The organism is Stenotrophomonas genospecies 5, from assembly GCF_054473825.1.
This window is the reverse complement of the sequence record NZ_JBTMUW010000001.1, coordinates 2333817-2354990: the sequence shown is the minus strand read 5'-3', so window position 1 is coordinate 2354990 and position 21174 is coordinate 2333817. Positions and strand designations below refer to the sequence as shown.

At 67.3% G+C, this 21174-nt stretch carries 20 protein-coding genes; 17 read left to right on the top strand and 3 right to left on the bottom strand.

Annotated features, from left to right (window positions below):
* Positions 1-30: 30 nt before the first annotated feature.
* On the bottom strand, positions 31-2418 hold the full coding sequence (locus ACX9OW_RS10910; protein WP_459062257.1) for a TonB-dependent receptor plug domain-containing protein: 2388 nt from the start codon (positions 2416-2418) through the stop codon (positions 31-33).
* A gap of 332 nt (positions 2419-2750) precedes the next feature.
* Between ACX9OW_RS10910 and ACX9OW_RS10905 the strand changes: the two genes are divergently transcribed.
* Entirely contained in the window at positions 2751-4616 is a 1866-nt protein-coding gene (locus tag ACX9OW_RS10905; RefSeq protein WP_053519381.1) for an ABC-F family ATP-binding cassette domain-containing protein, read from the top strand.
* Between the two features lie 82 nt (positions 4617-4698).
* On the opposite strand, the gene ampR is transcribed toward ACX9OW_RS10905, so the two are convergent.
* Positions 4699-5562 carry a LysR family transcriptional regulator AmpR gene (ampR, locus tag ACX9OW_RS10900; RefSeq protein WP_053519379.1) on the bottom strand — a complete coding sequence of 288 codons (864 nt, stop codon included), beginning with the start codon at positions 5560-5562 and terminating at the stop codon, positions 4699-4701.
* Positions 5563-5738: 176 nt separating this feature from the next.
* Between ampR and blaL2 the strand changes: the two genes are divergently transcribed.
* The 3 genes from blaL2 (at position 5739) to ACX9OW_RS10885 (ending at position 8645) form a co-directional block, all read left to right on the top strand.
* The gene (gene blaL2, locus ACX9OW_RS10895; protein ID WP_193396486.1) at positions 5739-6650 is read left to right on the top strand and encodes a L2 family extended-spectrum class A beta-lactamase; all 912 of its coding nucleotides are present in this window, start codon (positions 5739-5741) and stop codon (positions 6648-6650) included.
* An 84-nt stretch (positions 6651-6734) separates the two neighbouring features.
* A complete protein-coding gene (locus tag ACX9OW_RS10890; protein ID WP_193396485.1) occupies positions 6735-7949 on the top strand; it encodes a cation:proton antiporter in 1215 nt (404 codons plus the stop codon).
* 48 nt (positions 7950-7997) lie between these two features.
* Positions 7998-8645 carry a hypothetical protein gene (locus tag ACX9OW_RS10885; RefSeq protein WP_193396484.1) on the top strand — a complete coding sequence of 216 codons (648 nt, stop codon included), beginning with the start codon at positions 7998-8000 and terminating at the stop codon, positions 8643-8645.
* Positions 8646-8738: 93 nt separating this feature from the next.
* Here the strand turns inward: ACX9OW_RS10885 and ACX9OW_RS10880 are convergent, their stop codons facing one another.
* Positions 8739-9476 (bottom strand): DUF3011 domain-containing protein, encoded by a 738-nt coding sequence (locus tag ACX9OW_RS10880; RefSeq protein WP_197601399.1) that lies wholly within the window; start codon positions 9474-9476, stop codon positions 8739-8741.
* A gap of 158 nt (positions 9477-9634) precedes the next feature.
* Between ACX9OW_RS10880 and aspS the strand changes: the two genes are divergently transcribed.
* The 13 genes from aspS to tolA all read left to right on the top strand — a co-directional run bounded on the left by aspS (position 9635) and on the right by tolA (position 21104).
* Positions 9635-11386: an aspartate--tRNA ligase gene (gene aspS, locus ACX9OW_RS10875; protein WP_053519369.1), complete on the top strand. Its 1752-nt coding sequence runs from the start codon at positions 9635-9637 to the stop codon at positions 11384-11386.
* 16 nt (positions 11387-11402) lie between these two features.
* Positions 11403-11720 (top strand): DNA primase, encoded by a 318-nt coding sequence (locus tag ACX9OW_RS10870; RefSeq protein ID WP_128990548.1) that lies wholly within the window; start codon positions 11403-11405, stop codon positions 11718-11720.
* Positions 11721-11751: 31 nt separating this feature from the next.
* Complete coding sequence (locus ACX9OW_RS10865; protein ID WP_065182592.1) at positions 11752-12273, top strand: GNAT family N-acetyltransferase; 522 nt, start codon at positions 11752-11754, stop codon at positions 12271-12273.
* Positions 12274-12352: 79 nt separating this feature from the next.
* The gene (locus ACX9OW_RS10860; RefSeq protein WP_053519363.1) at positions 12353-12985 is read left to right on the top strand and encodes an esterase/lipase family protein; all 633 of its coding nucleotides are present in this window, start codon (positions 12353-12355) and stop codon (positions 12983-12985) included.
* 193 nt (positions 12986-13178) lie between these two features.
* On the top strand, positions 13179-13910 hold the full coding sequence (locus tag ACX9OW_RS10855) for a YebC/PmpR family DNA-binding transcriptional regulator (protein WP_053519361.1): 732 nt from the start codon (positions 13179-13181) through the stop codon (positions 13908-13910).
* A gap of 105 nt (positions 13911-14015) precedes the next feature.
* Positions 14016-14537 (top strand): crossover junction endodeoxyribonuclease RuvC, encoded by a 522-nt coding sequence (gene ruvC, locus ACX9OW_RS10850; RefSeq protein ID WP_053519359.1) that lies wholly within the window; start codon positions 14016-14018, stop codon positions 14535-14537.
* Positions 14538-14550: 13 nt separating this feature from the next.
* On the top strand, positions 14551-15144 hold the full coding sequence (gene ruvA, locus ACX9OW_RS10845; RefSeq protein ID WP_053519357.1) for a Holliday junction branch migration protein RuvA: 594 nt from the start codon (positions 14551-14553) through the stop codon (positions 15142-15144).
* 47 nt (positions 15145-15191) lie between these two features.
* Positions 15192-17111, top strand: coding sequence for a potassium transporter Kup (locus ACX9OW_RS10840; protein ID WP_053519356.1), 1920 nt, complete (start codon positions 15192-15194; stop codon positions 17109-17111).
* 246 nt (positions 17112-17357) lie between these two features.
* Positions 17358-18398, top strand: coding sequence for a Holliday junction branch migration DNA helicase RuvB (gene ruvB / locus ACX9OW_RS10835; RefSeq protein ID WP_065174760.1), 1041 nt, complete (start codon positions 17358-17360; stop codon positions 18396-18398).
* A complete protein-coding gene (gene ybgC, locus ACX9OW_RS10830) occupies positions 18388-18819 on the top strand; it encodes a tol-pal system-associated acyl-CoA thioesterase (RefSeq protein ID WP_053520250.1) in 432 nt (143 codons plus the stop codon). Before ruvB ends, ybgC begins: the two co-directional genes overlap by 11 nt.
* Positions 18820-18829: 10 nt before the next feature.
* Positions 18830-19609, top strand: coding sequence for a protein TolQ (gene tolQ, locus ACX9OW_RS10825; protein ID WP_053520249.1), 780 nt, complete (start codon positions 18830-18832; stop codon positions 19607-19609).
* 24 nt (positions 19610-19633) lie between these two features.
* Positions 19634-20062: a protein TolR gene (tolR, locus tag ACX9OW_RS10820; protein WP_053520248.1), complete on the top strand. Its 429-nt coding sequence runs from the start codon at positions 19634-19636 to the stop codon at positions 20060-20062.
* Positions 20052-21104: a cell envelope integrity protein TolA gene (tolA, locus tag ACX9OW_RS10815; RefSeq protein ID WP_053520247.1), complete on the top strand. Its 1053-nt coding sequence runs from the start codon at positions 20052-20054 to the stop codon at positions 21102-21104. Before tolR ends, tolA begins: the two co-directional genes overlap by 11 nt.
* Positions 21105-21174 lie beyond the last annotated feature (70 nt).

The following is a 21174-nucleotide window of genomic DNA, read 5'->3' as shown; positions in this document are numbered from 1 at the left end:
CCGGGCGTGGCCCGGCGTTACCGGTGCCGCTTACCAGGTGTACCGGATACGCCCGTACACATACGCGCCGTTGAAGCCGAACGGCGAGTAGTTGCTGTACGGCAGCATGCCGAAGGTCGAGTTCTGCAGGTCCGCCGTCCGGTCCGGATACTTGTCCAGCAGATTGTCCGCGCCGACGGTCAGGGTCCAGTTGCTGCTCGGCTTGTAGCTGGCCGAGGCATCCACTACCCAGGCATCACCGTAGGTCTGGTCACGCAGCGCGGTGGCCGAATTGCGCACGGTGAACTTGCCGTAGCGTGTGGCCGCCAGGCCCAGCTCCCAATGATCCGAGCGCCAGGTGCCGCTGAGGATCGCCTTGTCGCGCGGATAGCTGTCCTCGATGCGGCCGATCTCATCGCGGCCGATCAGCGACTGCGAGATACCCAGCGTCGGGAACACCGACGGAGACCCGTTCACCCGCTTCACTTCGGTTTCGTTGTAGCTGTAGGCCGCCGTCAGCTCCAGGCTGCTGGCACTGAAGGGCACGGTATAGCTGGAGACGAAGTCCACGCCCCGCGTGCGCGTGTCCAGTGCATTGGTGAAGTACGAGAAGGCCGTCACCTGCGGGAGGCCCAGCCCGCCCAGCAGCGCGGCTGCAGCCGGCGTGGTGGTGATGTTGGAGGACAGCGCGATGCGATCGTCAATGTCGATCTGGTACGCATCGATGGTCACGTACAGGCGGTCCACCGGCTGCAGCACCAGGCCCAGGCTGTAGCTGGTGGAGGTCTCGGCCTTCAGTGGCGAGGCGCCCAGCGCCTGTGCGGCCGGGCTGGTGGTGGGGAAAGTGCCGCGTTCGAAGAAGTCACCGTTGATGATGGTGCTGGTCACCGCCTGGTAGCCCTGCTGGCCCAGCGATGGCGCGCGGAAGCCACTGGACGCGGTGGCCCGCAGCGCGACCTTGTCGGTGAACGCGTAGCGTGCCGAAAGCTTGCCGGAGAAGCGGTCACCGAAGTCCGAATAGTCTTCGTAGCGCCCGGTGAGGCCGGCGGAGAACTTCTCGGTCAGGTCCGCTTCCAGGCCGGCGTAGACCGCATAGTTGTGGCGGTCGGTATGCACTTCATTGGTCGGGGTGAAGCCGGCGAAGCCCTGCGCGCCGCTGCCGGTGTATGAATTCAGCTCGCCCGGGTTCTGGTCCCACTTCTCCTTGCGGTACTCACCACCGAAGGACAGCGTCACCGGATAGGCCAGGCCCCAGTCCAGCGACTTGGTCAGGTCGGCATTGAAGATGTCCTGCTGGTACTTCAACGTGCCGTCGTAGAACGAGCTCGGGCTGGCCGTGCCCAGGCTGTAGTTGATGGTGTTGCGGGTGTGGAAATCCAGGGTGTTCTCGCCGTGGTTCAGGCTCAGGTCCCAGGTCCAGCCGCTGTCGGTGCTGCCCTTGACGCCGGCCACCAGCGAGCGGTCCTTGGAGTACTGGTTGATCTGCGGCACGAAGCCGTCGGGGTAGATCTGGGCCAGCAGGGCGCCCTGCCCACTGTGGTTGCGCGAGCGGTAGAACGCGAACGAGGTGATGTCGCGGTTGCTGAGCAACGCGCTGGCGTAGCCGGTAACGCGGTCGCTGAAGTCGAAGCTGGCGTTGGCCGAGGCGGCGGTCGCATCCACACGCGGATCGCCGACCACGAAGGTCGTCTCGCCGATGCCAGGGAAATTGCCGGTGTTCGGTGTGCTGCCCTGGTAAGGACCGGCGCGGTTGCTTTCATCCTGCTGGCTGATCTGCCCGGCCACGTGCAGGCGGCCACGGCCGCTGCCGAACTCCACGCCGGTATCGCCGGAGAGCTGGTACTTGTTGCCATCGCCGGCCGAATACTGGCCGTAGTCGACGGCCAGGCTGCCGCCGCTGCCGCTGCCCTTGAGCACGATGTTGATGACGCCGGCGATGGCGTCCGAGCCGTACTGCGCCGAAGCGCCATCGCGCAGCACTTCAACGCGCTCGATGGCGGCGATCGGAATCGCATTGATGTCCACCGCCGACGAGCCGCGGCCGATGCTGCCGTTGACGTTGATCATGGCGGAGGTGTGGCGGCGCTTGCCGTTGACCAGCACCAGCACCTGGTCCGGTGACAGGCCACGCAGCTGCGCCGGTCGCACGCCGCTGGTGCCGTCGGTCAGGGCCGGGCGCGGGAAGTTCAGCGAGGGCAGGGCACGCGACAGCGCGGTGGCCAGTTCGCTGGTGCCGGTGGACTGCAGAACCTCGGGGGTGATGATGTCGATCGGGGACTGCGATTCGGCGACCGTGCGGTCGGCCACGCGGGTACCGGTGACGATCACGGTGTCCAGTGTGTTGGCGGCAGTACCGCTCTGCTGGGCGGCGGCGAGGAACGGAGAGCCACCGAGTGCGACAGCGACGGCGGCGGCGATCAGGCTGGTCTTGCGGGTCATCGGGACGGAACTCCGGTTGGCGGGGACGGCACCGGTATCGACATCACGAGGTGAAGCGGACGACGGTTGTTGCGGTGCGCAAAATAGGAATTAACGGGATATTCAGTGCCTGTCAAATGCCGGCCATCGGAAAAAACGTTGCAGCAGCAACCATTTAGCCGCGATGGGCATCATCATGAGAGGGGCCCGGGACGCGTGCGGTGAGGACGTGGGAGAGAGGAAACGCCAGCCGCTGCGCATCCCGGGGCGCGTCAAGTATTCGTTAACGCTAGAATTGCGTCGCAGGAACAGTGCTCACCAGCACATTCCATCCGGTTATATGGACCCCCCCGATGATTTCGCTTCGTAATTTCGCCTTGCGCCGCGGCGAGCGGCTGCTGTTGTCCAACGTCGACCTGACCCTGCATGCCGGTTACCGGGTGGGCGTGGTCGGCCGCAACGGTGCCGGCAAGTCCAGCCTGTTCGCGGCGGTGAAGGGCGAACTGGAGGCCGACAAGGGCGACGTCGACCTGCCCGGCAAGGTCCGCATTGCCAGCGTGGCCCAGGAAACCCCGTCGCTGCCGGATCCGGCGTTGAGCTTCGTGCTCGGTGGCGATACGGAAGTGGCCGCCGTGCTGGCCGAAGAGGCCGATGCGACCGCCCGTGAAGACTGGGAGGCGGTGGCCAATGCCCATACCCGGATGGCCGAGATGGGCGCCTATGACGCCGAAGCACGTGCCGGCAAGCTGCTGCACGGCCTCGGCTTCCCGGCCGAGACCCACCACCGCGCGGTGTCCTCCTTCTCCGGTGGCTGGCGCGTGCGCCTGAACCTTGCCCGCGCGCTGATGATGCCCAGCGACCTGCTGCTGCTCGACGAGCCGACCAACCACCTCGATCTGGATGCGGTGTACTGGCTGGAACAGTGGCTGCTGAAGTATCCCGGCACGCTGCTGCTGATCTCGCATGACCGCGAGTTCCTCGACAACGTTGCCACCCACACCCTGCACCTGCATGGGGGTGGCGCCAAGCTGTACCCGGGCGGCTACACCGATTTCGAGCGCCAACGTGCCGAGCAGCTGCGCCAGCAGCAGATCGCGCACGAGAAGGAACAGGCCGAGCGGGCCCACCTGCAGAGCTTCATCGACCGCTTCAAGGCGCAGGCCAGCAAGGCCGCGCAGGCGCAGAGCCGCATGAAGCGCCTGGCCAAGCTGGCCGGTACCGAGGCCGTGCGTGCCGAGCGCGAGTTCCGTATCGAGTTCGCGCCGCCCGCCAAGCTGCCGTTCTCGCTGATCCGCCTGAATCATGTCGAGGCGGGCTATGGCCAGGACGCCGTGATCCTGCACAACGTCGGCTTTGGTCTGGAAGCGGGACAACGCATCGGCCTGCTCGGCCCCAACGGCGCCGGCAAGACCACCCTGGTGAAGACCCTGGTGGGCGAGCTGGCACCGATTGCCGGAGAGCGCATGGCCCATCCGGACCTGAAGATCGGCTACTTCGCACAGCACACGGTCGAGTCGCTGCACGAAGGCCAGTCGCCGATGGAGCATTTCCGCGAGATCGCGCCGGATGCGCCGAACCAGTCGTTCCGCGATTTTCTCGGCAAGTGGAATTTCCCGGGTGATCGTGCATTCGAGCCGGTCGATGGCTTCTCCGGTGGTGAGCGTGCGCGCCTGGCGCTGGCGCTGATCGCCTGGCAGCAGCCGAACGTGCTGCTGCTGGACGAACCGACCAACCACCTGGACCTGGAAATGCGCGAGGCGCTGGCCGAAGCGCTGGCAACCTTCGAAGGCGCGATCGTGATGGTCTCCCATGATCGCCACCTGATCGGCCTGGTCTGCGATACCTACTGGCGCGTGGCCGATGGCGTGGTCGAGCCGTTCGACGGAGATCTCGACGCCTACGCTGCGTGGCTGCGCACCCGTCCGCAGGCGCAGGGCACCAAGGCGCGCATGGAGCAGGTGGAAGAGCCGGTGGTGGTCAAGACCGCACCGGTGGCGCAGGTCGTGCAGAAGAAGCCGGTGAATCCGCACAAGCTGGCCGCGGCGGAAGCCAAGGTGGCCGAGCTGGAAGCCGGCCTGGCCGAACTGGACCGTCAACTGGCGGACCCGGCCAACTATGCCGACAGCACCCGCATGGCCGTGCTGGGCCGTGATCGCGAAACGGCCGCTGCGCAGCTGGAAAAGGCTGAAGCTGCCTGGATGGAGCTGCTGGAGTCCTGATGGAGGGCGCCGGGCCATGCCCGGTGGTGTTCCCGATGTACTGCGCTCGCCGGGCTTGGCCCGGCGCTACCGCTCGCATGCATCAGCCCTGCGCCTGCAACCACTCGCGGAAGCGCCGTGCAGGCTCACGCTCGGCGCGTGAGCGCAGCCTCGTCAGCCAGTAGCGGCCCAGTTCCAGCGTCGTGGCGAACGGCTGCAGCAGCCGTCCTTCCGCCAGTTCCTGTTCGAACATGCGCAGCGGCAGCAGGGCCACGCCGGCCCCTCCGGCAGCGGCCATGGCCAAGGTCAGCGACGAATCGAATACCGGCCCGCGCGCCTCCACGCCGCTGACCCCGGCCGCCTGCAGCCAGCGCGGCCATTCGTCATTGCGATAGGAGCGCAGCAGCGGCAGCGTGCCCAGATCACGCGGCTGTTTCAGCCGGCGTGCCAGGGCGGGGGCGCACAGCGGTGCGAACGGCGCATCCAGGATGGCCGTGCAGGCCTGCCCCTGCCAGTCGCCCTCACCGAAGCGGATGGCCAGGTCCAGGCCTTCGCCGGCAAGATCGATGCGGTTGTTGTGCGTCTGCACGCGAAGCTCGATATCCGGATGCGTGGCCTCGAACGCGGCCAGGCGTGGCAGCAGCCAGCCGGTGGCGAAGGTACCCACCACGCCCAGCGTCAGCACTTCGCGGGCCGCTCCCCCCGTGTAGCGCGCGATGCTGGCCGAGATGCGCTCGAACGCTTCGTTGAGCACCGGGAACAGCGCGGCGCCTTCATCGGTGAGGGCGACGCCGCGAGGCAGGCGGTGGAACAGGCGGATCCCCAGCCGGTCCTCCAGCCCCCGGATCTGATGGCTCAACGCGGCCTGGCTGACGCACAGCTCAAGCGCGGCGCGGGTGAAGTTCTGGTGGCGGGCCGCTGCTTCGAAGGCGCGCAGGGCGTTGAGCGGCAGAGTCGGATGCAGCATCGGAAAGCCGTGAGCTGAAATGATGACTGATCGTAGCGGGATCCGGATGGTTCGTGGAATCTCCGTTGAATGCCCTTCTTAGGCATGAATGAAATTGATGGCACGTGCTGAAAAAACGCGCTGGTCAGGCGCGGCGGGGGCTTTCGATAATCGGGTTCACTTTCCGGAGGTCCTGCATGTTGCCCCGTCGACGATTCCTTCAGTTCAGTACTTCAGCAGTGGTGTCTTCACTGGCTCTGCCGCTGATCGCCCGTGCTGCCGGCAGGGGCGTTGGCACGTCGGCGGCGGCTGGCGCGATCGCCGCCGCCACGGACTTTGCCGCCCTGGAAAAGGCCTGTGCGGGCCGGCTTGGCGTGACCGTGCTGGATACCGCCAGCGGTCGCCGCATCGGCCATCGCCAGGATGAGCGGTTCCCACTGTGCAGCACGTTCAAGACGGTGCTGGCGGCCACGGTGCTGGACCAGTCCCGGCGCGTGCCCGGGCTGCTGGACAGGCGCGTGCCGGTGCGCGAGGCCGACCTGCTCTCGCATGCGCCGGTGGCGCGCCGCCACGCCGGCAAGGATCTGACCGTACGCGACCTGTGCCGGGCAACGATCATCACCAGCGACAACACGGCGGCCAATCTGTTGTTCGACGTGGTGGGCGGGCCGCCCGCCGTGACGGCCTTCCTGCGCGCTCAGGGTGACAGCGTGACCCGCAGCGATCGTCTCGAGCCGGAACTGAACAGCTTCGCCGAGGGTGATCCACGTGACACCACCACGCCGGCGGCGATGGCCGCGACCCTGCAGCGGCTGGTGCTGGGCGATGCGCTGGCGCCGGGCGCGCGCCAGCAACTGGCCGACTGGCTGATCGACAACGAAACCGGCGATGCGTGCCTGCGCGCAGGGCTGGGCGCGCGCTGGCGGGTGGGCGACAAGACCGGCAGCAATGGCGAGGATGCACGCAATGACACCGCCGTTTTGTGGCCCATGGGGGGAGGGGCACCTTGGGTGATTACGGCCTACCTGCAGGCTGCGGACATCAGCAACGATCAACGCGCCAGCGTGCTGGCGCAGGTTGGACGCATCGCGGACAGGCTGATCGGCTGACGCCCGCCCGTCTCCGGGCCGGGCTTGCTCCGAGGGTCGTGCGCGCGCATCCTGCGCGCGTTCGAAACCACACGGAAGTCCCCCATGAGTCATGAGTTGATCTACCTGCTGCTGATCTTCGCGCTGCTGGTGATCCCGCGCGCGCTGCAGCGCTTCAGCCTGCCCGCACCGCTCACCTGCCTGCTGTTCGGGATCATCGGCATGCTCTGGCTCGGGGACCAGGCGCACGACGCGGTGATCGGGCTGCTGGCCACGCTCGGCATCTCGTCCCTGTTCCTGTTCGCAGGTCTGGAGGTCGATCTGCAGGCGTTGCGCCGTGGCATGTGGCCCCTGCTGGCGCATCTTGTGGTGCGCAGCGCCACCCTGTTCGGCGTCGGCTGGCTGGCCTGGCGCTACGCCGGCCTGCCGTGGCAGGCCGCGGGCCTGCTGGCCTTGGCGCTGCTGACGCCCTCCACGGGTTTCATCATGGATTCGCTGTCGCGGCTGGGTCTGAGCGAGGACGAGCGATTCTGGGTGACCAGCAAGGCCATCGCCGGAGAGCTGCTGGCGCTGGCGGCACTGTTCATCGTGCTGCAGGCCGGCGATCCGGGTCACATGGCCCTGTCCAGCCTGGCCCTGCTGGCGATGATGGTCGGCCTGCCGCTGCTGTTCATCGCGCTGGGTCGCTGGGTGGCGCCGCACGCGCCCGGTTCGGAGTTCTCGCTGCTGGTCATGGTCGGCATGGTCGCTGCCTACATCACCTACCTGCTGGGGGTGTATTACCTGGTGGGCGCCTTCATCGCAGGCCTGGTCGCACGGCTTCTGCACCAGCGCATGCCGCTGCTGGCCTCGCACGAGAACCTGCATGCACTGCGGCTGTTCGCATCGTTCTTCGTGCCGTTCTACTTCTTCAATGCCGGCACCAAGGTTCCCGCCGAGGCATTGAGCTTCGAAGCGCTGGGGCTGGGCATCGTGATCACCCTGGTGGTGCTGCCGCTGCGTATCGGCGTGGTCTGGCTGCAGCGCCGGCTGATGTTCGGTGAGAGTTTCCGCAGCAGTCTGCGCGTGTCGCTGGCGCTGGCGCCGACGCTGATCTTCACCCTGGTCCTGGCCGCGATCATGCGTGAGCGGTTCCAGATTCCGGCGGTGCTGTTCGGCGCATTGCTGCTGTACGCGGCGCTGACCACCCTGCTGCCCTCGCTGGTGTTCCGCACGCCCTTCGATGTCGACCCGGTCGAGCAGGAACCGGTCGGGGCGGGCGAGGCCGCACCGGTGGCGGCAACCGAGACCCTGGCGGAGGGCGTGGACACGAGCCGTTGAACGGGCCAGTGGTTTGCGCAGGCCGGCCATGGCCGTTAGGGTTGGGGCATGAAACTGCCTGCCCTCGTCACTGCTTCTGTCGCCCTGCTCACGCTCGCAGCCTGCTCACAGCCCTCGCATACGGTCGCCCACGACGTGGCGACGGCTCCGGCCGACGCCTTCATGGCTGCGATCGCCGCCCACTGCGGCCAGGCGTACGAGGGCAAAGTGGTGGAGGACACGCCGGCACCGACCGGCAAGGACCCCTTCGCCGGGCAGCGGCTGGTCATGCACGTGCGGGGCTGTGCCGATCCCGGGCATGAGCTGCGCATCCCCTTCCATGTCGGCGACGATCATTCGCGGACCTGGGTCCTGACCCGCACCGAGAGCGGGCTGCGGCTCAAGCACGATCACCGGCATGCCGATGGCAGCCCCGATGCGATCACCCTGTATGGCGGCGACAGCCGTCCGCCGGGTACCGCCGAACGCCAGCAGTTCCCGGCCGATGCCGATTCGGTGGCCATGTTCCGCCGCGCCGACATGCTGGCGTCCACCCACAACGTGTGGGCGATGGAGATCGAGCCGGACCAGCGCTTCGTCTACGAGCTGACCCGTCCCGAAGGCCGCCGCTTCCGTGTGCAGTTCGATCTGAGCAAGCCGGTGGCGTTGCCGCCGGCACCGTGGGGCGACGAGGCTCCGCCGGCAACCGCGCCGTAGCGCTCCAATCGTGCCTGGCGGTGCCGGGCCATCCCCGGCGAGCGCGGCGGCGACGGTGCCGCCGTGCGCCCGCAGGTTCGTTTCATCTTCCCGTCAGCGCGTGCCGAAGCGGGCCCGGCAGCCGTTGCTCACCCAGACCTGGCCTCGCGCATAGCCCCAGCTGCGGCCCTCCTGGCAGGCGCTGCCCGACAACTGCTGCTGCAGCACCGGCCGGCCCTGACGCTCGTCCCAGTCACAGTTCTGGGTGCGGTTGTTGTTGCTGCTGCAGGTGATGGAGTAATTGCTGTTGCCGCCGCCGCCCCAGCCGCCGTTGCCGCCGCCCCAGCCACCGCGGGCTTCAGCGAACTCGGCGCGGCAGCCATTGCTGACCCACACCGCGCCATTGCGCACGCCCCAGGTGCGGCCTTCCTGGCAGGGACTGCCGGACAACTGGCGGACCAGGCGGGCATTGCGCCATCCGACCGGACAGCTGCGTTCACGGTTGTTCTGGCTTTCGCAGCGGATGGTGTCGCCGTTGTTGCCCCCCCAGCCGCCATTGCCACCGCCCCAACCGCCGCGACCCTCGACGAATTCGGCACGGCAGCCGTTGTTGACCCAGATGCTGCCGTTGCGGCTGCCCCAGGTACGGCCTTCCTGGCAGGCCGAGCCGGACAGCTGGCGTACCAGCTGCGCGCTGCGCCAGCCGGTCGTGCAGACCCGTTCGCGGTTGTTCTGGCTTTCGCAGCGGATGACGCCGTTCTGCGCGGCGGCGGGGGCGGGGGAGAGGGTGAGCCCGGCGAGGGCGCCCAGGCTGAGGGTGACGGCCAGGCTGGCCAGGGACAGCGTTTTCATGGCGAATCCCCATACGGTGTGTGGTGCGCGACTATAAGGACGGAACGGATAAAGCCCGTGTGACTGCCCCGCATTTGCCCCGGCCGGGGCCTCGGCCGCAGAATACGGGGCTTTCCGGCCCCATCGGGTGCCGGCGTTCTCCAGCGGAGCTTTCCCCCATGCGTACCCACTTCTGCGGCCTGGTCGACGAGACCCTGATTGGCCAGACTGTCACCCTCGCCGGCTGGACCGACGTGGCCCGTAACCAGGGCGGCGTCTGCTTCATCGATCTGCGCGATCATGAAGGCATCGTGCAGGTGACGGTCGAGGTCGACAACGCCGAAGTGTTCGCGGTCGCGGCCAGCCTGGGCTATGAGGATGTGCTGCAGGTGGAAGGCGTGGTGCGTGCCCGCCACGCGGTGAACGACAAGATGGCCACCGGCAGGGTGGAAGTGATCGCCACGGCCATTACCGTGCTGAACAAGGCGGCGCCGCTGCCGTTCCACGCCCACGAGAATCCGGGCGAAGATACCCGCCTGAAGTACCGCTACCTGGACCTGCGCCGCCCGGAAATGCAGCGCATGCAGCGCACCCGCATCAAGCTGGTGCAGGCGCTGCGCCGTCACCTGGATGCGCGTGGCTTCCAGGACATCGAAACCCCGATCCTGACCAAGGCCACCCCGGAGGGCGCGCGCGACTTCCTGGTGCCGGCGCGCATGCATCCGGGCGAGTTCTACGCTCTGCCGCAAAGCCCGCAGCTGTTCAAGCAGATTCTGATGGTGGCCGGCTTCGACCGTTACTACCAGATCGCGCGCTGCTTCCGCGATGAAGCGCTGCGTGCCGACCGCCAGCTGGAATTCACCCAGCTGGACATGGAGTTCGCCTTCGTGCGCGAGCGCGACGTGCAGGATTTCGTCGAAGAGATGATCCGCGCCATCTTCAAGGAAGTGGTGGACGTCGACCTGGATGCCAGCTTCCCGCGCATGACCTGGGCCGAAGCGATGCGCCGGTATGGGTCGGACAAGCCGGACCTGCGCATCGCGCTGGAACTGGTGGACGTGGCCGAGCTGGTCAAGGGCAGTGAGTTCCCGGTGTTCACCGGCCCGGCCAACGACGCCGATGGCCGCGTCGCCGCGCTGCGCATCCCCGGTGGCGCAGCGTTGAGCCGCAAGCAGATCGATGAGTACGCTGCGCACGCCGCCAAGTACGGCGCCAAGGGCCTGGCCTACATCAAGATCGCCGACAACGGCGAGGTCAGCTCGCCGATCCAGAAGTTCTTCAGCGAAGACGCCTTCGCCGCGCTGGTTGCCCACGTCGGCGCCGGGAAGGGTGACATCGTGTTCTTCGGTGCCGGTGGCTACAACAAGGTCTCCGACTTCATGGGCGCACTGCGCCTGAAGGCCGGCAAGGACTTCGGGCTGGTCGCCGATGGCTGGCGCCCGTTGTGGGTCACCGATTTCCCGATGTTCGAATGGGACGACGAGGCGCAGCGCTATGTCGCCCTGCATCACCCCTTCACCGCACCGGCTGTGGACGATATCGCCGACCTGCGCGCCAATGCCCGTACTGCGGTCTCGCGCGGCTACGACATGGTGCTCAACGGCAATGAAATCGGCGGCGGCTCGATCCGTATCCATCGCCCGGACATGCAGAGCGCGGTGTTCGAGCTGCTCGGCATCGGTGCCGAAGAAGCGCGTGCGAAGTTCGGTTTCCTGCTCGACGCGCTGAACTACGGCGCGCCGCCGCACGGCGGCATCGCATTCGGCATCGACCGCATCGCCGCGCTGATGGCCGGCACCGAGTCGATCCGCGACGTCATCCCGTTCCCGAAGACCACCGGTGCACAGGATCTGATGACCGACGCGCCGTCGCCGATCGTCGACGAGCAGCTGGCCGAAGTGCACATCCAGGTTCGCCCCAAGAAAAACTGATCAGGAGATCCAGGCAATGACCGAGTTTGCGTTTTCGCTGGAGTGGGAAAAGCTGGGCAATGAAGGCTCCGAGGCCAACCTGGTCACCGAGCGGGCACGCGTGTTCGGTGGTTGGCTGGTCCGCGTCGGCACCAACCCGTCGGCGATGGCCCTGACCTTCGTCGCCGACGGCGAAGGCCGCTGGGACGGTGAAGACTTCGGCGTCGAGGATTACGAAGACGACGAAGAGGAAGAAGAGTACGACGAGGACGAGGAAGGCGAAGAAGAGGACGAGGACGAAGAGGAGTACGAGGAAGAGGACGAGGAAGACGCGGAATCGCCTGAAAAGGCTTGACCCGCCCTTCGCGCTGACGTCAACTTCCTGCATGTACTCGATCCGCCGCGCCACCGTGGACGACGCGCCGACCTTGTCGGCGCTGGCCGCACGCACGTTCACCGAGACTTTCGGCCACCTGTATCCGCCGCAGGACCTGCAGGCGTTCCTGCAGGAGTCCTACACGGTCGAGCGCCAGCGCACGATCCTGGCTCACCCGGATTACGCCGTGTGGTTGCTGGAGCGGGAAGGGGAGGCGGTCGGTCATGCCGCCGCCGGCCCCTGTGGCCTGCCCCATCAGGACGTGAAAGCGGGGGATGGCGAGCTCAAGCGCCTGTATCTGGTCAAGTCGCAGCAGAGTTGTGGCTGGGGCAGCCGCCTGCTGGAAACCGCGCTGGCGTGGCTGGAGCGCGACGGCCCGAGGACACTGTGGCTGGGCGTGTGGTCGGAGAACTTCGGCGCACAGCGCTTCTATGCCCGTTACGGCTTCGAGAAGGCCGGGCAGTACCTGTTCCCGGTCGGCCAGACCAACGATCTGGAGTTCATCCTGCGCCGCGCGCCGCGAACGGCCTGAGCGCGTTCACCGCCGCTTTCTGCCGGCGTGTGTTCAATCACCTCACGTTTCCGCCCCGCTGATCGCCAGGCTGTTGCACATGACACCCCCCGTACTGCTGCTCCATGGCATCTGGAACGCCCGCGCCTGGGTAGGGCCGCTGGCGTGGCGCCTGCGCGCGCGCGGGTTCCGGGTGCAGACCTTTGGCTATTCCTCCGTGTTCGGCGGCCCGGATGTAGCGGTACCTCAGCTGTTGGAGCGTCTGGCCGATGCCGGACCGCTGTCGCTGGTCGGCCACAGCCTTGGCGGGCTGCTGGCGCTGGAGGCACTGCGCCGGCAACCGCAGCTGCAGGTACAGCGCGTGGTCTGCCTTGGCTCGCCGCTGCGCGGCAGCGGTACCGCGCGTTCGCTGTCCGAGCATGGCTGGGGCCTGGCCTTGGGCCGCAGCAGCGAACTGCTGCTTGACGGCCTGCCCGACTGGCAGGGCACGGCCGCGGTCGGCCTGATCGCCGGTTCGGTGCCGCATGGGCTGGGCAGCCTGCTCGGCGCGATCGACGATGCCTCCGACGGCACGGTGGCGCTGGCGGAAACCCGCCTGCCGGGTCTGGCCGACCATTGTGTGGTGCGTACCAGCCACAGCGGCCTGGTGGTTTCGCCCGATGCGGCACGGCAGACCGCGCACTTCCTGCGCCACGGCCGGTTCGATCACAGCCGCGACGCTGCGGCCGCGTAGGCGCCCGGTCGATGCGCACCGTCCGCCGGGCATGGCCCGGCGCTACCCCGGCAACGACCCTGCGGCGCTTTCCCCGGTAGCGCCGGGCCATGCCCGGCGAGCGCAGCGGTGTCCATCCGCCCTAGACACGGTTGCAGCGCCCGATCAGGTAGAATCCGCGCCTTGATCCTGAAGCAGCCAGACGGTAGCACCCATGGGTAGAGGCCCCTCCATCGAAGCCCGCAAGAACGCGTCCGACGCGAAGCGCGGCAAGATTTTCACCAAGATCATCCGCGAGATCGGCGTGGCCGCGCGCGGCGGTGGAGGCGACCCCAACAACAACCCGCGCCTGCGCGTGGCGATGGACAAGGGCCTGGCCGTGAACATGTCCAAGGACGTGATTGAACGTGCGATCAAGAAGGCCACCGGTGAGCTGGAAGGCGTCGACTACGAGGAAGTGCGCTACGAGGGCTATGCGCCCGGCGGTGTGGCGGTGATCGTCGATTGCCTGACCGACAACCGCGTGCGCACCGTGGCCGATGTCCGCCACGCGTTCAGCAAATGCGGCGGCAACATGGGTACCGAGGGTTCGGTGGCCTTCATGTTCAAGCGCCTGGGCGTGCTCAGCTTTGCCCCGGGTGCCGACGAGGAGGCGATCACCGAAGCGGCCATCGAGGCGGGCGCCGATGACATCGTCGTCTATCCGGACGATGGCTCGATCGACGTGGTCACCAGCCCTGACGCATTCAACGCGGTAAAGGAGGCGATGACTGCCGCAGGGCATCTCGCCGACCACGCCGAGATCACCTTCCGCGCCGACAACGACATCAAGGTCGAGGGCGAGGTCGCCCTGCAGGTCCGCAAGCTGCTGGACATGCTTGAAGACCTGGACGACGTGCAGGACGTGTATTCGAACGCCGAACTCGGCGCCGACGCCTACGCCTGAGCCGTCACCGACGGCCTGGGCGCGGGCCGTTGAACGGTCACCGCGGACAGTCATGAGCCCATACGCCTGCCAGCGCTTCCCGTTCCGCCCCGCCAGGAGCGCGGCATGACCCGCATCCTCGGCATCGACCCCGGTTCACAGCGGACCGGGGTGGGCATCATCGATGTCGATGCCGCAGGGCGCGTCATCCACGTCCATCACCAGCCCCTGGTGCTGCTGGGCGCCGACGATTTCCCGCAGCGGATGAAGCTGCTGGTGCTGGGCCTGGCCGACCTGTGCCGCGAGTACCAGCCGCAGGAAGTGGCGATCGAGCGCGTGTTCATGGCGCGCAACCCCGATTCGGCGCTGAAGCTGGGCCAGGCCCGCGGCGCAGCCATTTCGGCCGTGGTGCTGCGCGACCTGCCGGTGCACGAATACGCCGCCAGCGAGATCAAGCTGGCCGTGGTCGGCCGTGGTGGCGCGGAAAAGCAACAGGTTCAACACATGGTCGGGCTCATGCTCAACCTGAAAACCAAGCTGCAGGCCGACGCGGCCGACGCGTTGGCGGTAGCGATCACCCACGCCCACGTAAGGGCGACGGCCAACCGCCTGGGGCTCAGCGCCCGCCAGGCGTGGGGTCGCAAATGAGGAGCTGCACGCAATGATCGGTCGACTGCGCGGCATCGTCGCCTACAAGGCGCCGCCGTGGCTGGTGGTGGACGTGAATGGAGTGGGCTACGAACTGGAGGCGCCGATGAGCACCTTCTACGACCTGCCCGAGCTCGGACGCGAGGTCACGCTGTACACCCATTACGCGCAGAAGGAAGACAGCGTCTCGCTGTACGGCTTCCTGCGCGAGGGCGAGCGTCGGCTGTTCCGCGATGTGCAGAAGGTCAGCGGCATCGGCGCGAAGATCGCGCTGGCCGTGCTGTCCGCTGTCAGCGTCGAGGAATTCGCGCGCATGGTGCAGGCGGGCGACATCACCGCACTGACCCGCATCCCGGGCATCGGCAAGAAGACCGCCGAGCGCATGGTGCTGGAGCTGCGCGACCGTGCGGCCCAGTTCGGTGCCGGCGGGGCGCTGCCGACCGGCAGCGGTCCGGCCCCGGCCGACCCGCTGTCCGATGCCACCGTGGCGCTGCAGCAGCTGGGCTACAAGCCGGCTGAAGCGGCCCGCATGGCCCGTGATGCCTTCAACGAAGGCGACGAAGTGGCCACGGTCATCCGCAAGGCCCTGCAGTCGGCGCTGCGCTGAGCCGCGTCCTTTCCCTCCCCCATCGCCTGAGCTTCGCCAGGAGTCCCATGTCCAGCAGTCAAACCCCGCACGCAGCCGCCCCTGGCGGACACGGTCACGCGCCCCCGGCCGGGGGACTGGCGCTGGTCATCGGTGCGATCGGTGTGGTCTTCGGTGACATCGGTACCAGCCCGCTGTACACCCTGAAGGAGGCGTTCTCGCCGCACTACGGGCTCAACAGCGACCACGACACCGTGCTCGGCGTGCTGTCGCTGGCGTTCTGGGCGCTGAACATCGTGGTCACCCTGAAGTACGTGACCATCATCATGCGCGCCGACAACGATGGCGAGGGCGGCATCATGGCGTTGATGGCGCTGACCCAGCGTACGCTGCGCAACGGCTCACGCTCGGCCTACGTGGTGGGCATCCTGGGCATCTTCGGTGCGTCGCTGTTCTTCGGTGATGGCGTGATCACCCCTGCGATCTCGGTGCTTGGTGCCGTCGAGGGCCTGGAGGTGGCCGCACCGGGCCTGCACGCGTTCATCGTGCCGATCACCGTGGTGGTCCTGCTGATGGTGTTCGCCGCGCAGCGTTTCGGCACAGAGAAGATCGGCAAGGCGTTCGGCCCGATCACCTCGGTGTGGTTCATTTCGCTGGCGGCGATCGGCATCTACAACATCATCGATTCGCCGGAAGTGCTGAAGGCGTTCAACCCGTGGTGGGCGATCCGCTTCTTCATGGAGCACAGCTGGCACGGCATCTTCATCCTTGGCGCCGTGGTGCTGGCGGTCACCGGTGGCGAGGCCCTGTATGCCGACATGGGCCACTTCGGTGCCAAGCCCATCCGCCATGCCTGGTACTTCTTCGTGCTGCCGTGCCTGGTGCTGAACTATCTGGGGCAGGGCGCGCTGGTGCTGAACCATCCCGAAGCGGTGAAGAATCCCTTCTTCGAAGCGGTCCCCGACTGGGCCCTGTATCCGATGATCATCCTGGCCACGATGGCGGCGGTGATCGCCTCGCAGTCGGTGATCACCGGCGCGTTCTCGGTCTCGCGCCAGGCCATGCAGCTCGGCTACATCCCGCGCATGCGCATCAAGCACACTTCGCACGACACCATCGGCCAGATCTACATCCCGGGCATCAACTGGGGCATCGCGGTGATGGTCATCGGCCTGGTGCTGGCCTTCCGCAGCTCGTCGAACCTGGCCGTGGCCTATGGCATCTCGGTCTCGGCCACCATGCTGATCGATACGCTGCTGCTGGCCCTGGTCGCGCGCTCGCTGTGGCCCAAGGCGCGCCATTGGATCCTGCCGCTGTGCGTGGTGTTCTTCATCATCGACGTCGGCTTCGTCATCGCCAATGGCGCCAAGCTGCTGCAGGGCGCCTGGTTCCCGGTCGTGCTGGGCATCTTCCTGTTCACCATGATGCGCACCTGGCGCCGTGGCCGAGAGCTGCTGCGCGACGAGATCCGCAAGGACGGCATCCGCATCGACACCTTCCTGCCGGGCCTGATGCTGGCGCCGCCGGTGCGCGTGCCGGGTACCGCGGTGTTCCTCACCGCTGACCCGACCGTGGCTCCGCATGCACTGATGCACAACCTCAAGCACAACAAGGTGCTGCACGAGCGCAACGTCTTCCTGCATGTGGAAACCCTGCCCATTCCCTATGCGATGGAGGGGCAACGGCTGAAGATCGAATCGGTGGGCGACGAGTTCTACCGGGTCTATGTCCGCTTCGGTTTCATGGAGACGCCGGACGTACCGTTGGCGTTGATGCGCTCCTGCGACCACGGCGGGATCTATTTCGATCCGATGGACACCACCTTCTTCGCCAGCCGCGAGACCATCGTCGCCACCGCCAACCGCGGCATGCCGATCTGGCGCGACAAGCTGTTCGCACTGATGCATCGCAATGCTGCGCCGGCCACGGGCTTCTTCCGGATTCCGGGCAACCGTCTGGTTGAGTTGGGCGCACAGGTCGAGATCTGACTGCCGGGGTCGGAGCCCTTTTCCGCAGGAATGGGCTCCGACCCCATGTCTTGCGTCATCCACACATCCATCCACGCATGGCGTGGATGTACTGTGTCGACCCGGGTCGACACCCACCAGGAACCGGACCCACCCCGCCATCTGCCAGGACGTCCGCTTCGGCTGTTGCTCTGGATGTTGCCGTTGCTTCTGCGGGCGCCGGGCGCAGCCCGGCCGAAACCCGCGCTTTTGCCGCATAATCAGCACATGACCGACGACCGCATCATCGGCGCCGGCGCCACCCGCGAGGATGACGCCGCCGACGCCAGCATCCGCCCCAAGCGACTGGCCGATTACCTGGGCCAGGCGCCGGTGCGCGAGCAGCTGGAGATCTACATCGAAGCGGCCAAGGCCCGCGGCGACGCGCTCGACCATGTGCTGATCTTCGGTCCGCCGGGGCTGGGCAAGACCACGCTCAGCCACGTCATCGCCAACGAACTGGGGGTGGCGCTGCGGGTGACATCCGGTCCGGTGATCGAAAAGGCCGGTGATCTGGCCGCCCTGTTGACCAACCTGCAGCCACACGACGTACTGTTCGTGGACGAGATCCACCGCCTGTCGCCGGTGGTCGAGGAAGTGCTGTACCCGGCGATGGAGGATTTCCAGATCGACATCATGATCGGCGAGGGCCCTGCGGCCCGCTCGATCAAGATCGACCTGCCACCGTTCACGCTGATCGGGGCCACCACCCGCGCCGGCCTGCTGACCGCGCCGCTGCGCGACCGCTTCGGCATCGTCCAGCGGCTGGAGTTCTACAGTGTCGAGGAGTTGACCCGGATCGTACGCCGCTCGGCCACCATCCTGGGCATCGACTGCACCGCCGACGGCGCAGGGGAGATCGCGCGCCGTGCGCGTGGCACCCCGCGCATCGCCAACCGCCTGCTGCGGCGGGTGCGCGACTACGCCCAGGTGAAGGCGGGTGGCCATATCGACGTGGCGGTCGCCCAGGCGGCCATGCAGATGCTCAAGGTCGACCCGGAGGGTTTCGACGAGCTCGACCGGCGCCTGCTCAGGACCCTGGTGGACTACTTCGACGGCGGCCCGGTCGGCATCGAATCGCTGGCCGCCGCGCTGTCCGAAGAGCGCGGCACGCTGGAAGACGTGGTCGAACCCTACCTGATCCAGCAGGGCTTCCTGGTGCGCACCGCGCGCGGCCGCATGGCCACCCACAAGGCGTACCGGCACATGGGCCTGAAGCCGAAGAACCCGCCGCAGGACCTGTTCGCGGAGGTTCCCGATGTCGGTTGAGCCACTATTCAGTTGGCCGACACGCATTTACTGGGAAGATACGGACGCAGGCGGGGTGGTCTACCACGCCCGCTACGTGGCCTTCATGGAACGGGCCCGGACCGAATGGATGCGCGCGCTGGGCTATGGCCAGGAGCGCATGCGCAGCGAGCACGGCATGGTCTTCGCGGTACGTGCCATGCAGATGGACTTCATCCGGCCGGCGCGGCTGGATGACCTCCTGCAGGTGAGTGCCACGCTGGTCCAGCTGAAGAAGGCCAGCATGGTCTTCGATCAGCGGATCGAGCGCGACGGCGAACTGCTGCTGTCGGCGCAGGTCCGCATCGCCGCACTGGACGCGGCCAGTTTCCGCCCGCGTGGCATGGACGACGCCGTTCTTGCTGTGCTGCAACCCTACCTCCACCCCGAATCCGAACACTGAGGAACAACGGATGATCGCAACGCTCCTGGCCCTGCAGGCCACGGTCACCGAGGCACTGCCGGCTGACGTCAGCAACGCCGCGACCCAGACCCTTGCCCAGGCCACCACCGGCGGCGGCATCAACTACCTCGAACTGATGGCCAAGGCCAGCCTGCCGGTGAAGATCATCGTGCTGCTGCTGCTGGTCGGCTCGTTCGTCAGCTGGGTGATCATTTTCCGCAAGGCCCGCGTGTTCAAGCAGGCCACCCGCGAGGCGGACGAGTTCGAGAACCGCTTCTGGTCCGGCGCCGACCTGGGCAAGCTGTACAGCTCGGCCACCGACCGCAGCCGCAACGTGGGCGGCCTGGAGGCGATCTTCGAGGCGGGCTTCCGCGAGTTCACCCGCCTGCGCGACAAGCGCCGGCTGGATGGCCGTGCGCAGCTGGAAGGCGCGCAACGTGCGATGCGCACCACCTACACCCGCGAAGTCGATCAGCTCGAGCGCAATCTGGAACTGCTGGCCAACATCGGCTCGACCGCTCCTTACGTGGGCCTGGTCGGCACCGTGTTCGGCATCATGGTGACCATGCACGACATGATCAGCAGCGGTGCCCAGGCCGGCATCGCCTCGGTCGCCCCGGGCATCTCCGAAGCGCTGTTCGCCACCGCCATCGGCCTGTTCGTGGCAATCCCGGCGGTGTGGGCCTACAACCGCTTCACCACCCGTGTGGAGCGCATGTCGGTCCGTTTCGAGACCTTCGCCGACGAATTCAGCTCCATCCTGCAGCGCCAGAGCGCTGGCGACGAGTAAGCGCCTGACCCGGGAGTCCAAGCCATGTCCGCTGCCATCGGTCGCCGCAAGCGCCGCAAGCTGAAATCGGAAATCAACGTCGTTCCCTATATCGACGTCATGCTGGTGCTGCTGATCATCTTCATGGTCACCGCGCCGCTGCTCACCCTGAGTTTTGACGTGGACCTGCCGAACTCCAATGCCAAGGCGCTGGAGAGCAAGCAGGATCCGGTGATCGTTTCGGTGCGCCAGGACGGCCAGTTGAGCCTGAAGCTGCCCGACGCCAAGGAGCCCACGGCCGTGTCTGCCGAGGAGCTGGAAGGGCGCCTGGCCGGCATCGCCGCACAGGACAAGGGCCTGCGCGTGATCGTCGCCGCCGACCGTGCCGTGGCCTATGAGAAGGTCATCGCGGCGATGGACGTGATCAAGCGCGCGAAAGTGGACAAGGTAGGCCTGGCCACCGATGCACGCTGAGACCCTGCCGCCTCCGCGACAGCAGGAACCGGGCTGGGGCCTGCCCCTGGCGCTGGCCGTGCTGGTGCACCTGCTGGTCGCGCTGGTGTTCATCCTGGCGTGGCTGTGGTCGCCCACGCGCAATACCGATGCCGCTGCCGGTGATCCCTCGGTCGAGGCCAGCCTGGCGCTGTCCGCGTCGGAGGCGGCCGCTGCGCGCCAGGCCCTGCGCCAGTCGGAGAAGCTGGAAGATCTGCCGCCGCCGGTTGCCGAGCCGATTCCGGTGCCCGAGGACACCATTCCACCGCCGCAGCCGATTCCCGAGCCACGTCCGCAGGATGCCCCCACGCCGCAGCAGCAACAGGCGCAGGAGCGTGTCGCCCAGCCCGATACGCAGGACCAGGAGGCGGTGAGCGCACTGGCCATCTCGCAGGAGAAGGCCCGGCAGGAACAGGAAGCCAAGCGCCGCCAGGAGCAGATCGACCTGACCGAGCGCAAGCGCCAGGAAGAAGCCGAGCAGAAGCTGCGCCTGGCCAAGCAGCAGGAAGAAGACGCCAAGAAGAAGCGTGCCGAGCAGGAGCGGCAGGCCGCCGACCAGGCCGAGGCCGAACGGCAGAAGAAGATCGCCGAGATCCGTGCCAGGCGCGAACAGGCGGAGAAGGAAGCCAAGCTGGCCGAGCAGAAGCTGCGCCAGGTCGCCGCCGCACGCAACGCCGCCGGCAGCGCGCCGGCCGGCAACACCGGTGCGGCACAGCCGGCCGCTGGGGGCGGTGGCAACAGCGATGATCTTTCGGCGAAGTACGCTGCCGCGATCCAGGCCAAGGTTCGCAGCGCCTGGACGCGTCCAGACAGTGTGCCGCTGGGCCAGCGCTGCCAGATCACCATCACGCAGATTCCGGGGGGGCAGGTGCTTCAGGCCAAGGTGGGCGCCAACTGCCCCTATGACGAAGCCGGCAGGCGTTCGATCGAGGCCGCAGTGCTCAATGCGCAGCCGTTGCCCTATCGCGGATTCGAATCGGTGTTTGCGCGCACGCTCAACCTGACCTTCACCGCGCAGGATTGATCGGCCGCGCGGGCCGGCCTGCGGGTCGCCCCGTCGCGCGGCAGCCGACCGATACGTTAATGGGGCGTGA

Coding starts and splice junctions, on each gene's coding strand:
- ACX9OW_RS10890 (WP_193396485.1), top strand. CDS start 6,735: ATGAGTCATGAGTTGATCTACCTGCTGCTGATCTTCGCGCTGCTGGTG.
- ACX9OW_RS10880 (WP_197601399.1), bottom strand. CDS start 9,476: ATGAAAACGCTGTCCCTGGCCAGCCTGGCCGTCACCCTCAGCCTGGGC.
- ACX9OW_RS10870 (WP_128990548.1), top strand. CDS start 11,403: ATGACCGAGTTTGCGTTTTCGCTGGAGTGGGAAAAGCTGGGCAATGAA.
- ybgC (WP_053520250.1), top strand. CDS start 18,388: ATGTCGGTTGAGCCACTATTCAGTTGGCCGACACGCATTTACTGGGAA.
- aspS (WP_053519369.1), top strand. CDS start 9,635: ATGCGTACCCACTTCTGCGGCCTGGTCGACGAGACCCTGATTGGCCAG.
- blaL2 (WP_193396486.1), top strand. CDS start 5,739: ATGTTGCCCCGTCGACGATTCCTTCAGTTCAGTACTTCAGCAGTGGTG.
- tolA (WP_053520247.1), top strand. CDS start 20,052: ATGCACGCTGAGACCCTGCCGCCTCCGCGACAGCAGGAACCGGGCTGG.
- ruvA (WP_053519357.1), top strand. CDS start 14,551: ATGATCGGTCGACTGCGCGGCATCGTCGCCTACAAGGCGCCGCCGTGG.
- ACX9OW_RS10885 (WP_193396484.1), top strand. CDS start 7,998: ATGAAACTGCCTGCCCTCGTCACTGCTTCTGTCGCCCTGCTCACGCTC.
- ACX9OW_RS10910 (WP_459062257.1), bottom strand. CDS start 2,418: ATGACCCGCAAGACCAGCCTGATCGCCGCCGCCGTCGCTGTCGCACTC.
- ACX9OW_RS10905 (WP_053519381.1), top strand. CDS start 2,751: ATGATTTCGCTTCGTAATTTCGCCTTGCGCCGCGGCGAGCGGCTGCTG.
- ACX9OW_RS10860 (WP_053519363.1), top strand. CDS start 12,353: ATGACACCCCCCGTACTGCTGCTCCATGGCATCTGGAACGCCCGCGCC.
- ampR (WP_053519379.1), bottom strand. CDS start 5,562: ATGCTGCATCCGACTCTGCCGCTCAACGCCCTGCGCGCCTTCGAAGCA.
- ruvB (WP_065174760.1), top strand. CDS start 17,358: ATGACCGACGACCGCATCATCGGCGCCGGCGCCACCCGCGAGGATGAC.
- ACX9OW_RS10855 (WP_053519361.1), top strand. CDS start 13,179: ATGGGTAGAGGCCCCTCCATCGAAGCCCGCAAGAACGCGTCCGACGCG.
- tolR (WP_053520248.1), top strand. CDS start 19,634: ATGTCCGCTGCCATCGGTCGCCGCAAGCGCCGCAAGCTGAAATCGGAA.
- ACX9OW_RS10865 (WP_065182592.1), top strand. CDS start 11,752: ATGTACTCGATCCGCCGCGCCACCGTGGACGACGCGCCGACCTTGTCG.
- ruvC (WP_053519359.1), top strand. CDS start 14,016: ATGACCCGCATCCTCGGCATCGACCCCGGTTCACAGCGGACCGGGGTG.
- ACX9OW_RS10840 (WP_053519356.1), top strand. CDS start 15,192: ATGTCCAGCAGTCAAACCCCGCACGCAGCCGCCCCTGGCGGACACGGT.
- tolQ (WP_053520249.1), top strand. CDS start 18,830: ATGATCGCAACGCTCCTGGCCCTGCAGGCCACGGTCACCGAGGCACTG.